Below are 14,650 nucleotides of genomic sequence, written 5' to 3' on the forward strand. Positions count from 1 at the left end.
TATGAAGGATATAGCCAAGAAGATAATTTTAGAAACATTTGATCAAATAAGTCCGGAAAAGTTGGTTTTGGAAAAGTTAAAAAAGATGGAATTGAAAAAGGTTTATGTACTTTCTATTGGAAAAGCAGCATGGCATATGGCAAAAGCTGTATCTGAGTATTTGGATGTAGTATATGGAATTATAATTACAAAGTATGGATATTCATTTGGGGATATAAAAAACTTCGATATCTTTGAAGCAGGACATCCCATACCGGATGAAAATTCACTAAAATATACAAAGTTTGCCATTGAAAAATTGAGAAAATTAACGCAAGATGATGTTTTGTTGTTTTTGATTTCTGGAGGAGGTTCTTCTCTTTTTGAATATTTGGAAGAAGGTGTAACGCTTGAAGATTTAAGGAATATAACAAATGATTTATTAAGAAAGGGTGCAAATATTGAAGAAATTAATATAATAAGAAAAAAACTTTCCAAGGTAAAGGGCGGAAAATTTCTTTCTTTAATTAATGCAAAGGTTGTACCACTTGTGTTATCTGATGTGTTAGGAGATAAATTAGAATACATTGCTTCTGGACCTGTTTATCCAGATAATAGTACTTTTAAGGATGTAAAGAAAATAGTTGAAAGATATAAAATAAACTTAAACGAAAATATATGGAATGTTTTACAAAAGTGTGCAAAAGTCCAAAGAAAAATTTCTCATTACATTGTAGGTAATGTAGATTATGCGTGTAAAAAATTGGAAGAAAGTGCAAAAAAATACGGTTTTAATACATACATATTAACAACACAATTAACTTGTCAGGCAAGAGAAGCGGGAAAGTTTTTGGCAAGTATTGTAAAAAGCAAAAATTCCTTTAAAAAGCCTTATTGTTTAATATTTGGTGGAGAAACTGTGGTAAAGGTAAAGGGAAATGGTCTTGGTGGAAGAAATCAAGAGCTTTCTTTTTCAGCGGCTATCGAAATAGAGGGAATGGATAACGTGGTTATTGCATCTGTAGGTACAGATGGTACAGATGGGCCTACAGATGCAGCAGGTGGTATAGTCGATGGAAATACCGTTAAAATCATTAGAGAAAAAGGTTTTTTACCAGAGGATTTTTTGGAGAATAATGATACATATAATGCTTTAAAGATTGCAGGTGATTTGTTTATTAGTGGCCCTACAGGAACAAATCTAAACGATATAGGTTTTATACTTAAGAGGTGAGAATATGAAAGCTATAGTACTAACAAAGATTACTGAGTATTTTGGAAAAAAGATGGAGGATTACAAAGAAATTGAGTGGTTTACTTCAAAGGATATAGCACGTTTAGAAGAAATGGATATAGTAATTGGTGGATTTTTAACAGAAGAGCAGGTATTGAAAGCCAAAAATTTAAAGGTAATCTTTATTCCATGGACTGGTACTGATAAATTACCTTGGAAGGTTATAAAGGAAAGAGGGATAATTGTATCAAATTCACATGGAAATGGTAAAATGGTTGCAGAAAGAGCTATTGCCCTTTCCCTTGCTTTAATGGGGAGAGTTGTGGAGTACCACAATGATCTTAAAGAGGGGATTTGGCATGGATTTGCCGTGGGATTTAAGGAAGAGGACTATTGGTTTTCATTGCAAAAAAAGAAAGTAGCTATTTTGGGTACAGGGGTAATTGGAAGGCATATTGCAAAACTTTTAAAGGGATTTGATTGTTATATTATAGGTTTTAAAAACAAATTAGAAGAAATAGAGGGATTTCACAAAATTACAAATAATTTGAAAGAAGCGATAGAAAATTCACAAGTTGTATATTTGGCGTTACCGTTAACTTCTAAAACGAGGAACATTATTGATGAAGAAGTTTTGTCTTGCATGGAAGGAAAGTATTTGATAAATGTGGGGCGTGGTGAACTTATAGATGAAAAAGCTTTATATAGCATCTTGAAAGATAAGAAATTGAAAGGATTTGCATCTGATGTTTGGTATAATTACCCTTCAAAAGAAAGAGAAGTTATTTTACCGTATAATTATCCAATTAATATGTTTAAAAATGTTGTAATTTCTCCACATGTTGGTGGTTATACAATAGAGGGGCAAAATGGCAGAATTGACGAGCTTTTCAAAAATATAAATGCGTTTTTAAAGGATGGAATGCCTTTGACTGTTGTTGATCCTGATCTTATGTATTAAGTAAGAATAGGAAGCATGTTTAATAATTATGTGTAGCTTTTTTATTTAAATTTATTGGATATTTACATGGAAAGGTGGGGGATAAAGTGAAAAGTTATACAGAATATTTGTGGTTTAATACAAAGAATAGAAAAGAGTTAGTTAGGATAACAGATGTGATTGAAGAAATAGTGAAGAAGAGTGGTATAAAAGAGGGATTTTGTCTTGTATCTGCTATGCATATAACTGCTGGAATAATAGTTAATGATGATGAATCCGGTCTTCACAGAGATATATGGGAATGGTTGGAAAGGTTGGCACCTGTTGGAGATTACAATCACCATTGGACTGGTGAGGACAATGGAGATGCACATTTGAAAAGAATTTTGACACATCACCAAGTAGTACTTCCAGTAACTAATGGGAAGTTAGACTTGGGACCTTGGGAACAAATTTTTTACGCAGAATATGATGGGCAGAGAAGAAAAAGAGTAGTTGTTAAGGTAATTGGTGAATAGGTATGGAATTGATAAAGTTTTACAGAGCGGTACTTGAATCTATTGTCGAAGGGGTAATAATTGTAGACAAGGATGCAAAAATTTTATACATCAACAAACGTGCGGTTCATATATTAAAACTAAAAGAAGATTTTATAGGTAAACCCGTAGTTGATGTGGTTACAAACACTAGGTTACACATTGTGGTAAAAACGGGGATTCCGGAAGTGGATGAAGTCCAAAATGTTGGAGAAAATGTAATAATTACTTCGAGAATGCCTTTAACGGATAAAGATGGAAATATTTTAGGTGCAGTGGCAGTTTTTAGGGATATCACAAGTGTGAGAAAACTTGCCGAGGAAATTACTAATCTCCACCAAATTGAGGCAAGGTTAAAGGCTATAATAGATTCTACATATGATGCTATTTCAGTTGCAGATGAAAATGGATATGTTGTGCTAGTGAATAAGGCATATACAAAAATAACGGGATTTAAACCAGAGGAAGTTGTTGGAAAACCTGCCACTGTTGATATAGCCGAAGGTGAAAGTATACACATGCAAATTGCAAGGACAAAAAAGCCCATTTTTAACGCAAGATTAAAGGTGGGACCTTTAAAAAGAGAAGTTATAGTTAATGCAACTCCGTTGTTTGTTAAAGGAAAATTTAGTGGAAGTGTAGCAGTCGTTCATGATGTATCTGAAATATTAAGTTTAACAAGAGAACTAAAAGAAGTTAAGAGATTTATAAGGCAGATGAAGGCACAGTATACTTTTGATGATATAGTAGGGGAAAGTGAAAAAATATTGATAGCAAAAGAGCAGGCAAAAAAAGTTGCAAAAACGCCTGCTACTGTTTTTTTAAGGGGAGAGAGTGGAACGGGTAAGGAATTGTTTGCGCATGCGATACATAATGAAAGTAATAGAAAAGATAAACCTTTTATAACTGTAAATTGTGCAGCTATTCCAGAAAATATGCTGGAAATTGAATTGTTTGGTTATACAAAAGAACCGTTTTTGGATAAGAACACTCAAAAGGGATTAATTGAAGAAGCAGAAGGAGGTACGTTATTTCTTGACGAGATAGGAAAAATGCCTATCTCAATTCAATCCAAAATTTTGAGATTTATAGAAAATAGGGAGTTTTTACCAGTAGGTTCTAATAGAGTGAAAAAGGTCGATGTAAGAATTATTGCCTCAACAAATATGAATATTGAAGAACTAATAAAGAAAGGGGAATTTTTGGTTGATCTTTACTATAGATTAAATGTTTTTCCAGTATATATACCACCTCTTAGAGAAAGAAAAGAAGATATTAAGATACTTGCAAGATATTTGGCAAAGAAAATAAGTCAGCAATATGGAAGAAATATTATTAATATATCAAGCGGTGCAATAGAATACTTAAAGAAATATAACTGGCCGGGAAATGTTAGGGAACTAGAAAATATAATTGGTCGTGCGATTATAAACATGAAAATCAACGAAAATGTGCTTGAAAAGGGGCATTTTCCACCATTATTTCTTGAAGATACGGATATTTTAAAAAAAGAAAGTTCTTTAAAATCTATGGTAGAGGATTTTGAAAGAAAGATAATAGAAAATTCATTGAGAGAAAATAAGGGAGATAGAATGTTAACTGCTAAAAAGTTAAAAATAAGTTTGAGAACGCTTTACTATAAAATGGAAAGATACGGGTTGTTAAAAAGGGAGGGTGAGTATGAAAATTGATATATTGTTGGAAGGTGGGTTAATAAGTATACCAGATAGGGCTAAAGCTACCTTTTCTACTATTGCTTTAATTGAAGATGGTAAGAGAAGAATTTTAATAGAACCAGGAGACTATGTAAGCCATAGTATATTAGAAGAAAAGTTGAAAGAAAGAAATTTAAAAACAGATGATATTACGGATATAGTTTTAACTCACTTTCACCTTGATCACGCTTATAACTCCATGTTTTTTAAAAATGCAACAGTTCATATACATGAAAACTTTTTAAAGAAAAATTACGAGAAATTTGGAATGATAGTTGGAAGACAGTATAAAATGATTATAGATGCATGGAAAGCTTTCCAAACATTTAAAGATGGGGATGTTTTATTTGATAAAATTAGTGTGTATCACACACCATGGCATGCAAAGGAACACTGTTCTTTTGTAGTAGATACAGAAAATTTTGGAAAAGTCTTTTTTCCTGGAGATATCGTTATGACTAGGGTAGAGTTTTATGATATAATGAGGATGTTGAGAGATGATGAGTGTGCGAGATTTGTTAGGAAAATTGTAAATAAATGTGATTATTTGATTTTTACGCATGATAGTGGTATTTTTTTGGATAAATGGAGGTGAAAACATGAAAGTTGCGCTTATTTCTTATGAGGTTTATCCATTTGCAAAGGTTGGAGGGCTTGCTGATGTGGTGGGAGCGCTTCCAAAATATTTGGAAAAGCTTTCTGTAGAACCGATCGTAATAATGCCTAAACATAAAATTGTTGAAAAAAACGCAGAAAAATTTTTATATACTTTGGAAAAAGTAAAGGGAAATATAGAAGTCCCGTTTTTAAAAACAGATGAGAAATTTGATATTTACAAAACAATTATTCCGCGTACAAATGTTCCAGTGTATTTTATAGCAAATGATTACTATTTTTCAGCAGATGAGGTTTATGAAGGACCTGATTTAGCAGAACAGGCAATCTATTTTTCCGCGGCTGTTTTGGAAACTCTAAGAATATTAAATTTACCGATAGATGTATTACATATTAACGATTGGCAAACTGGATTAATACCTGTTTATTTGAAATCACTTTATAAAGATGATGAGTTCTTTGGGAAGATTGTTACGTTATTAACTATTCACAATCTTGGGTACCAAGGTATTTTTGACAGTAAATATATGGAGTTTTCAGGGCTTCCCAGTTATTTGTACAATATTGATGGTATAGAATTCTATGGAAAGATAAATTTTCTTAAAGGTGGTATATTATTTTCTGATATTATTAACACTGTAAGTCCTACCTATGCAATGGAGATTCAAACTAAAGAATACGGTGAAAAACTCGATGGAGTCTTAAGATTGAGAAGTTCTGATCTCTACGGTATTTTAAATGGTATAGATTATGATGAGTATAATCCAGAAACGGATAGGAGAATTTATGTAAATTATTCCTTGAATGATATTGAGAAAAAATATGAAAATAAAAAGTTATTACAGAAAGATTTAGGATTGCCAGTTGGTAAAAATATACCAATGATAGGAATGATTACAAGGTTAGTTGATCAAAAAGGCTTAGATATTTTATCAGAAGTTTTAAGGTACATTGTAAATTACAATGTACAATTTGTTATTTTGGGTACTGGTGATGAAAAATATGAGAATATGTTCAAAAAAATGGAAGAAGAATTTCCAGAGAACATTTCAGCAAATATCAAGTTTGATATTAATCTTGCACAAAAGATATATGCGGCAAGTGATATGTTTTTAATGCCTTCAAGGTATGAACCTTGTGGATTGGGACAAATGTACAGTTTAAGATATGGAACTATTCCCGTTGTTAGATACACAGGAGGGCTTGCAGATACTGTATTGGAATACGATGAAATGAAAATGATAGGGAATGGTTTTGGATTTGTAGAATACGGTTCTTCTCAATTACTCAAGGCAGTGGCTAAAGCTATTGATTTTTACAAAAATAAGAAAGTACATTGGAAAAAGCTTGTTGATAACGCGATGAAGACGGATCTTTCATGGGAGAGATCGGCAAAGGAATATATAAAATTATACAATAAAGCTATGAGTAAAAGAGTTTAAAGGAGGAATTATTATGCCGGAATATAGGAAGGATCCAGTTGTAAGAAGATGGGTTATAATAGCAACTGAACGCGCCAAAAGGCCTCACGATTTTTCAGTTCCAAGGGAAGAAAAAAAGGAGGGATTTTGTCCTTTTGACTATGGTAATGAACATACCACACCACCTGAAGTGTTGGCATTTAGACCAGATGATAGTGAACCGAATTCGCCAGGTTGGTGGGTAAGAGTTGTCCCTAATAAATTTCCCGCTGTTGATCCAAATATTGAAGTACAAAAATATGGGCATGGTATGTACGATGCTATGACTGGTTTTGGATACCATGAGGTTATCATAGAAACTCCAGATCACAATAGTACCTTTGCACTTTATGATGATAAACAAGCTCAGGAAGTTGTTTGGGCCTATGTAAAGAGATATAATGAGATAGAAAAAGATGAAAGGATAAAATACATATTGATATTTAGAAATCATGGAGCATTAGGCGGGGCATCTTTACCACATCCTCATAGTCAGATAATTGCAATACCAAGCATTCCAAAAAGAGTGCTAGAAGAAATGAATGGTTCAAAAGATTATTATGATTACAAAGAAAGATGTGTATTTTGTGACATGATATCCCAGGAAAAAATTGAAAATAGGAGAATTATTGAAGAAAATGAGCATTTTATTGCTTTTGCTCCATATGCTTCAAGATTTCCATTTGAGATTTGGATTATTCCAAAAGAGCATGCTCATAATTTTGGGGCAATTAGTGAAGAACAAATCCCTACATTTGCAAGGATATTGAAAAATAGCTTATATAGGATATATAAGGTTTTGGATAATCCTCCATATAATTTTGTGATACACACTTCACCAACGTATGAAGAGGGAAAGATTTATTACCATTGGCACGTTGAAATAATGCCAAGGCTTACAAGGGTTGCAGGATTCGAATGGGGATCAGGTTTTTATATAAATCCCGTACCACCTGAAGATGCTGCAAAATACTTAAGAAACGTTGAAATATAAATCCTCCCATCTGGGAGGATTTATATTTTTATACGCTTTATTAAATTATATTCTTGTAGTGCCTCATCGTACATTCCTGCTTCTTCATACAGTTGTGCAAGTTTTAAATGCTTTTCTTCATTCATTGGATCTTTTTCTACTATTTTTTTATACGTTAATGCGGCAATTTTCTTAAGTCTTAATGTATAAAAGATATAAAACCTTACTATTCTAAACGAGAAAATAAGTCCAAAAAGGATAATTAATAGAAATAGTTCAAAGGTGTTTGAAGATTTTGAAGGTTTTATTTCATTTTTTGTGTTATTTGTTTTGTTAATTGTGTATTGTGAATTATATTTGTTTATTTTTTGTAGCAAAATATCTTTTTTTATTGATAAATTATTTATTTGTAATTTTTCTAGGTTTACGTTTTCTATCTTATTTTCATTTATTTTTTCTAAAATTTCAACATATTTTTCTAAATCTAGTAAATACTTTGATGTGTATGTACCACCAATATTTTTTGAGAAATCAACTATTCTATTTAAGATTGGATATTTTTCCTCATCAAAGTTATTGATATTTTGTACGATGTAGTTTAATATGTTAAATCCTAAATCTTTGGAAAAAGATTTATTTTTGAATAAAGAAACAACATTGTATGTTAACATTGTGGGATATTTTAGAAAAAAATTCGTAAGCTCCTTTGCCGCTTTTTTAGTTTCTATTCTTGGATCTGTAATTTTTAGAAATATTATATTTTCTGCAAATGAGTCATATTTTGGATTTTCAATGGAATCTTTAACTAAGCTCTCTATCTGTGGAAAGAAGAAGTTTATTAGGTTCAAAATCTCTGTGCTTGGTGAGGTTTCTTTTAAATAATTCCTTAACCCATTAATGTCTTCTTTTATTAAAAAGTTTAAATTTTCGTTATCTTTTATTTGGATTTTTATCTTTATTTTTTTGCCCAACTTTTCAATTGATGTGTCTGTTGGGTTTTCAAGTACGTATTCAAGATACTTTTTCCAAGATAATTCTGGATTTTTTTTTGATAATTCGATTATTTCATTTTTTGAAATGGAAAAAGAAAAAATACTAATCATTAATAGAATGATTGTGATTTTCTTCATTTTTTCCCCCGATCCCATACGGTTCATTTTCCTTATTTTCAAATGGTTCAATATGTATAACTATATCGTATATTTTATTATTTGTAATTTTTATTAATTTTTCTTTTATGCATTTTGTAAGTTTATGTGATTCTTTAACTGTCATATTAGGATCAACTTCAATATCCATGTTTATATCGTATACATTTCCTATTTTTCTAACTCTTATTTTATGAGGATTTTTGATTCCACTACAATCGTTGCATACATTTATTATGGTATCGTATATCCACGTATCTTTAGGAGTAATACCGTCAAGAAGCACGTATGCATTTTCCGTGAAAATTTCAAACGCCACCTTTATTATTATAGCAGACATTACCATTCCAACCAAAGGATCCACCCATTCAAGTCCTAATTTATTTAAAAATACTCCTAAAAATACAAGGGAAGATAATAATATATCATTTCTCATATTTAATGCTTCTGCAAGAAGCGAAGAACTGTTGTATTTTTTTCCATAAGTGTATTCTATTAGAAAAAGAATAGTTTTAAATGTAATGGATATTAACGTAACTACTAATGGTAATATACCTATTATCTGGAAATACTCTTTTGTTACAAATTTTTTAGCACTTTCTATAAAAAGTGAAACACCTGCATAAAAAATTACAAATGAGATTATTTTTGCACCAATATTTTCTATTTTTGAATGACCATATGGATGTAATTTATCTGGTGGTTTTACCGAAAGTCTTGTCGCAAAGAAGGTAACAAGAGAGGTAATGATATCCGTAGAGCTATCTATACCATCTGCAAGTATAGCTATGCTGTTAAATAATATGCCTGTGATAATTTTTATGACCGCTAAAAATATGTTTGTTATAACCGCAAGAAAGGTTACTTTCTTTATATTCATTTTACACCTCTTTTATATTAATTTTCAATACTTCATCCATGAGTCTAAGAGAAAGTTCATGTAATTTCTGATCATAGGAATTTGTTGCATTTTTAAATAAATTTACTTTTATATCCCGATTTCTCAATTCTTCGGCGGTAAACAATACACAGATATTTGAGACTAGACCTGCAAGGTCAACTTCGGTGATATTCAAATTTTTGATAATTTTATCAAAATTTGTATTGTAAAAAGCAGAGTATCTAGTTTTTTTAATAAAATATGCATTGTTGTAATCTTTTATTAGCTCTAGTATTTCATCTATAATTTTAGCACCATCTGTATTTTTCACACAATGCTTAGTCCAAATTTTAAATTCCTCATCATTTTCTTCATGCCAATCTTGGGTAAATATAATGGGAAGATTCTCATTTTTTGCATTGGATATTAATTTTAAAATGTGTGGAATAACATCTTCTGCGCCTTTGAAATATAAAGCGCCTCCTTCTTTTGCAAAATCATTTTGCATATCAATTATTATTAATGCTTTCATGTTATCGCCTCACAAATTCCTCTTAAAACCTTCACCCAAAACGTATCTTGATTCGTTGACTATAACAAAAGCATTAGGATCTACTTTTCTTATAAAGTATATTAATTCACTAAGTTCGCGCCTTCTAATGGAAACAAATATTATATCCCTATCTTTTTTGGTATATCCACCTTTTCCTTTTAAATAAGTGAATCCTCTTCCCATGTTTTTTAAGATAAAGTCTTCAATGGGTTTATTGTTATCCGAGATTATCGTAACTGTTATTGCAAGTTCTAGACCTTTTAGTACAAAATCAATTGTAGTACCATTTATTATTATAGCAAGAATGGAGTACATACCTATCTTTGGATCAAAGGCAACCCCTGCCATAAACCCTATAAAGAAATCTATTACGAGAAGTGTTGTTCCCATTGGGCTTGAAAAGAATTTATTAAATATCTTTGCAATGATGTCTGTTCCACCAGTTGACGCATTTTGAGAAAAAGTTATAGCCATTCCTATAGCAGTTAGTATGTCTCCAAAAAATACAGCAAGCATAAGGTCATTACCATCATAGGTTGGAATTTTTACAACCCTGTCGAAAAAGTCAATAAAGAAGTTTAATAGGAAAGTGCAGTAAATCGTTTTATAGCTAAAATCAAAACCTATTATAATAAACGCTATTAAAAATAGCACAGCGTTTATTATATACATCCAAATACCAACTGGAATTGGTACAACAGAGTGTAAAATTATTGCAAGTCCGGATGCTCCACCTGCTGCTATGTTGTTTGGAATTAAAAAGATAACAAGTCCCAATGCCGTCAAAATTACACCGATAGTTGATAGAATGTATTCTCTGATTAATTCTTTGATAGGAATGTTTTTAGCCATAATACCCCCTCCTTTATATAATTTTTACTAAATCACCATACAATGGACCAGCAGTTGTTTTTTTGATTTTAACTAGTATCTTTTTTCCAATGAGAGATTTGTCACCTTCAAAGGCAATTATTTTATTTCTTATGTCTCTACCGTAATATAGACCAGATTTTGCTTTTGTTTCAACTATTATTTCTACAGTTTGATCTAAGTATTTTTCATTTAATTCTTTGTTTATTTGTTTTTGAAGGTTTAAAATATAAGCCATTCTTCTAGTTTTAACCATTCTTGGAACGTTATCTTTAAAGTATTTCCAGGCTATGGTACCTTCTCTTGGAGAATAAATCGCAAGGTTTAGCCTTTCAAATTTTATTTTTTTAACAAGTTCTACAGTTTTTTCGAAATCTTCTTCTGTTTCATCTGGAAAACCTATGATAATATCACTTGAAATTGAAGCGTCTGGGACAATTTTTCTGATTTGTGATATTAATTCTTCATATTCTTCTATTGTATATCTTCTATTCATCTTTTTTAATATTTTGTTACTTCCGTGTTGGACGGGAAGGTGTATACTTTTTGCTATTTTTGAGCTCTTTGCTATTTCATGTGCTATATCCAGTGAAAAATCCGTTGGATATGAAGTTAAAAACCATATTCTTTCTATACCTTCAATTTTTGTTGTTTGGTTTAAAAGCTTTGCAAGTGAGCTTCCATCTTGTAAGTCTTTTCCATATGCATCAACGTTTTGACCTAAGTATGTGATTTCTTTTATGCCATTTTTTGCAAGGTTTTTAACTTCAGAAAGAATACTTTCTTCCTTTCTAGATTTTTCTTTTCCCCGCGTGTATGGAACTATACAATATGTACAAAACCTGTTACAACCGTATATTATAGTTATCCATGCGTGATGTTTTGAGTTTCTCTTCAAAATATTTGGATAGTTTATTTCATCGAGTTTGTCCTCGAAATATGCACTTTTTTTTCCTTTAATGGCTTTTTCAACTGCTTTTGGAACAAACAAAATAGCACGTGTCCCAATAACAAATTTTACCCCTCTTTTAAATAGATTTTCTTTTTCTTTTTCTGCTCCACAACCCATAACTCCGATTATTTTATTTTGTTTTTTTAATTCACCAATATGACTGTAAAATTTATCTTCCGATTTTTTTCTTACTACGCAAGTGTTTAAAATCACAATATCTGCGTCTTTTTCATTTTCGGTAATTTCATAACCTGCTTCTTCAAGGTAAAATTTGGCGATTTCGCTGTCGTTTTCGTTCATTTGACAACCGTATGTTTTTATGTGAATTTTCTTCATATTTTCCCTCCCTTTTCAAGTAAATCAATTCTATCATTTATATAGGATTTTTCCACCAATAAAATTTAACAAAATTGTTAAATATGATAAAATTTTATAGGGGTGTGTTATGCGTATAAAAGAGATAGATATTGCAAAGGGCTTTTTGATGGTTTTAATTATTTTTGCTCATTCGTATGCGCCTGAAAGGTATGTTTCTTATGTCTCTAATGTTCTAGCATCCTTTATGTTTATTTCTGGATTTTTATTTAAAGAAGAGACTTTTTCTTTGAAGTTGAAAAAGATTTTTTTTAATATATTGGTGCCATTTTATTTTATGGCAACAATAGGTTATTTTTTGTATTTTGCTATAAACAAAGTTTTACATCTAACAACTGATGTTTTTTATACGTTTTTTGATTTTATAATTTTTGGATATGCTCCAATAGATATACCTGTAAACGTGTTACCGTTGTGGTATTTATATATGTTTTCAATTGCAGAGATTTGTTTTGTGATATTTGTTAGATTAAAAGTTACCTATTTAATTCCTTTGTTTTCTATTTTATCTACTATTTTAGTTAATGTACAAACTAAATTCTTTAAATTAGAAGTGGTTTTTCATGGATTGGTATGGTTTTACTTGGGATGGTTATTTAAAAGAAAAGGATTTAACTTTAAAGTAAAAAAACCTCTTTTATTACTTGGAATTTCCGGATTTTTGATTTTTTTGTTGACGGGTTTGAATGGATTTAACGACTGGAGAGAAGCAAATTATGGAAATTATCCTCTTATTTCATATGTTGTGGAGTTTTTCACTTTGATCTTTGTAATTTCCTTTTCAAATTTAGTTGTTTCAAGGAAAATAGAGGGTTTTTTCATGTTATTTGGTAAGTTTACACTCTTTGTTTTGGGATATCATATAGTGATTCCTGGGCTTTTTATGCCTTTAATAAAGGATCCGTTATTATTTTTAGAAAAATTTTGGTTGTTAAATTACTTTATTATGGTTTTTTTTATGTATTTAATAATAAGATTTGTACCAAAAAGATTACTTTATTTTTTGTCAGGACAATTTTATATAAAAAAAGCTTCGGGGTAACCGAAGATTTTTATTTTCTTTCGGGAATTACAAGGTTTGCTATTATTCCAACAATAGCTGCCAGTGCAAGCCCCTTGAGTTCTATAGAACCTATTGTAAAACTTGCACCGCCGATACCTAGTGTGAGTATTAAGGAAGAAACGATTAAATTTTTTGGCTTTGAAAAGTCTACTTTTTCGTTAACTATTGTTCTTAATCCAACTGATGCAATCATTCCAAATAATATCAAGCTTACACCACCTATAACTGCAGTGGGGATTGTCTGTAATATGCTACCAAATTTTGAAAAGAAGGACATAAATATTGCAAATATTGCGGCAAGTCTTAAAACAGATGGATCATATACCTTTGTTAAAGCCAAAATTCCCGTGTTTTCGCTGTAAGTCGTATTTGCAGGACCTCCCAAAAAACCCGCTATCATTGTTGCAATTCCATCACCAATTAATGTTCTGTGAAGTCCTGGATTTTCTATGAAATTTTTCTCTACTACAGCTCCGTTAGTTGTAATATCACCTATGTGCTCCATAAAAGTTGCTATTGCCACAGGTGCAATAAGAAGAATTGATGAAATATCAAACTTTGGAAGCATAAATTTTGGAATGGATACAAATGCAGAGTTTTTCATTGGGGTAAGGTCTACATTTCCAGTTATTAGTGAGAATATATATCCTATGCTTATTCCGATTAGTATTGGTATTAGATTGAATAATCCTTTGAAAACTGTTGTAGACAAGATAATGGTTACAATAACAATTATTGCAACACTCCAATTTTTTGATGCCATATCAATTGCCACAGGGCTCAAGCTTAATCCGATAACCATAATCATAGGACCCGTAACTACAGGTGGAAATAATTTTTTGATTTTTTCAGTTCCAATCATTTTTATCAATAGCGAAAAGATTAAATATACAGCTCCTGCAACGACTATACCCCCAGTTGCATACCTTAAATCTCCCGTTTTTTCTTTAACTAAGATTATTGGAGCAATGTATGCAAAACTTGATCCAAGAAAAACTGGAACTATCTTTTTGGTAATAAAATGAAATGTTAATGTTCCCAAACCAGCTGTGAAGAGCGCGACGAGTGGATCAAGACCTGTAAGAAGTGGAACAAGAACGGTGGCTCCAAACATGGCTAGAAAGTGTTGAAGGGCTAGAATAACCTTTTTCCATCCATTTACATTTTGATAGACCCCTAATGTGCTTTCAAAATCCATACTAATTCCTCCTTTCTGGCCTCTCAGGACCAATTTAAAGGTGCCTAAGTTAACATATCATAAATTATATTTTTTGTCAATATAAGTTGAGTCTGTTTCAAAAATAGTAAGAGACTAATCCGAAATCAAAAAATAGATACAAAAATATAATAAAATACT

General features: G+C 31.1%; 14 protein-coding genes. 8 read left to right on the forward strand and 6 right to left on the reverse strand.

Features of this window, described 5'->3' with window-relative positions:
* Position 1: 1 nt before the first annotated feature.
* The 7 genes from AS157_RS08515 to galT all read left to right on the forward strand — a co-directional run bounded on the left by AS157_RS08515 (position 2) and on the right by galT (position 7,473).
* Positions 2-1,213 (forward strand): glycerate kinase type-2 family protein, encoded by a 1,212-nt coding sequence (locus tag AS157_RS08515; RefSeq protein WP_077288769.1) that lies wholly within the window; start codon positions 2-4, stop codon positions 1,211-1,213.
* Between the two features lie 4 nt (positions 1,214-1,217).
* Positions 1,218-2,174: a 2-hydroxyacid dehydrogenase gene (locus AS157_RS08520; protein ID WP_077288768.1), complete on the forward strand. Its 957-nt coding sequence runs from the start codon at positions 1,218-1,220 to the stop codon at positions 2,172-2,174.
* Positions 2,175-2,260: 86 nt separating this feature from the next.
* Positions 2,261-2,671, forward strand: coding sequence for a secondary thiamine-phosphate synthase enzyme YjbQ (locus AS157_RS08525; RefSeq protein WP_077288767.1), 411 nt, complete (start codon positions 2,261-2,263; stop codon positions 2,669-2,671).
* A 2-nt stretch (positions 2,672-2,673) separates the two neighbouring features.
* Positions 2,674-4,380, forward strand: a complete 1,707-nt coding sequence (locus AS157_RS08530; protein WP_077288766.1) for a sigma-54 interaction domain-containing protein — start codon at positions 2,674-2,676, stop codon at positions 4,378-4,380.
* The gene (locus AS157_RS08535) at positions 4,370-4,999 is read left to right on the forward strand and encodes an MBL fold metallo-hydrolase (RefSeq protein ID WP_077288765.1); all 630 of its coding nucleotides are present in this window, start codon (positions 4,370-4,372) and stop codon (positions 4,997-4,999) included. The genes AS157_RS08530 and AS157_RS08535 overlap by 11 nt, the downstream gene beginning before the upstream one ends.
* 4 nt (positions 5,000-5,003) lie before the next feature.
* Positions 5,004-6,461, forward strand: a complete 1,458-nt coding sequence (locus AS157_RS08540; RefSeq protein WP_077288764.1) for a glycogen synthase — start codon at positions 5,004-5,006, stop codon at positions 6,459-6,461.
* Between the two features lie 13 nt (positions 6,462-6,474).
* Positions 6,475-7,473: a galactose-1-phosphate uridylyltransferase gene (galT, locus tag AS157_RS08545; protein ID WP_214495031.1), complete on the forward strand. Its 999-nt coding sequence runs from the start codon at positions 6,475-6,477 to the stop codon at positions 7,471-7,473.
* A gap of 20 nt (positions 7,474-7,493) precedes the next feature.
* Here galT and AS157_RS08550 read toward each other — a convergent pair whose 3' ends face one another.
* Genes AS157_RS08550 through miaB form a run of 5 tightly spaced genes read right to left on the reverse strand, consistent with a single transcriptional unit; the run spans position 7,494 to position 12,191 of the window.
* Positions 7,494-8,582 (reverse strand): tetratricopeptide repeat protein, encoded by a 1,089-nt coding sequence (locus tag AS157_RS08550; RefSeq protein WP_197023147.1) that lies wholly within the window; start codon positions 8,580-8,582, stop codon positions 7,494-7,496.
* A complete protein-coding gene (locus tag AS157_RS08555; RefSeq protein ID WP_077288761.1) occupies positions 8,548-9,480 on the reverse strand; it encodes a cation diffusion facilitator family transporter in 933 nt (310 codons plus the stop codon). Before AS157_RS08555 ends, AS157_RS08550 begins: the two co-directional genes overlap by 35 nt.
* Before the next feature lies 1 nt (position 9,481).
* Positions 9,482-10,012 (reverse strand): cysteine hydrolase family protein, encoded by a 531-nt coding sequence (locus tag AS157_RS08560; protein ID WP_077288760.1) that lies wholly within the window; start codon positions 10,010-10,012, stop codon positions 9,482-9,484.
* Positions 10,013-10,021: 9 nt separating this feature from the next.
* Positions 10,022-10,885: a YitT family protein gene (locus AS157_RS08565; RefSeq protein WP_077288759.1), complete on the reverse strand. Its 864-nt coding sequence runs from the start codon at positions 10,883-10,885 to the stop codon at positions 10,022-10,024.
* Positions 10,886-10,898: 13 nt separating this feature from the next.
* Positions 10,899-12,191, reverse strand: coding sequence for a tRNA (N6-isopentenyl adenosine(37)-C2)-methylthiotransferase MiaB (miaB, locus tag AS157_RS08570; RefSeq protein WP_077288758.1), 1,293 nt, complete (start codon positions 12,189-12,191; stop codon positions 10,899-10,901).
* A gap of 109 nt (positions 12,192-12,300) precedes the next feature.
* Here miaB and AS157_RS08575 point away from each other — a divergent pair, with 109 nt between their 5' ends.
* The gene (locus AS157_RS08575; RefSeq protein ID WP_077288757.1) at positions 12,301-13,272 is read left to right on the forward strand and encodes an acyltransferase family protein; all 972 of its coding nucleotides are present in this window, start codon (positions 12,301-12,303) and stop codon (positions 13,270-13,272) included.
* Between the two features lie 10 nt (positions 13,273-13,282).
* Here the strand turns inward: AS157_RS08575 and AS157_RS08580 are convergent, their stop codons facing one another.
* Positions 13,283-14,491, reverse strand: a complete 1,209-nt coding sequence (locus AS157_RS08580) for a uracil-xanthine permease family protein (RefSeq protein ID WP_077288756.1) — start codon at positions 14,489-14,491, stop codon at positions 13,283-13,285.
* Positions 14,492-14,650 lie beyond the last annotated feature (159 nt).

The organism is Thermosipho sp. 1244 (genome assembly GCF_018588215.1).
GTDB lineage: Bacteria > Thermotogota > Thermotogae > Thermotogales > Fervidobacteriaceae > Thermosipho > Thermosipho affectus.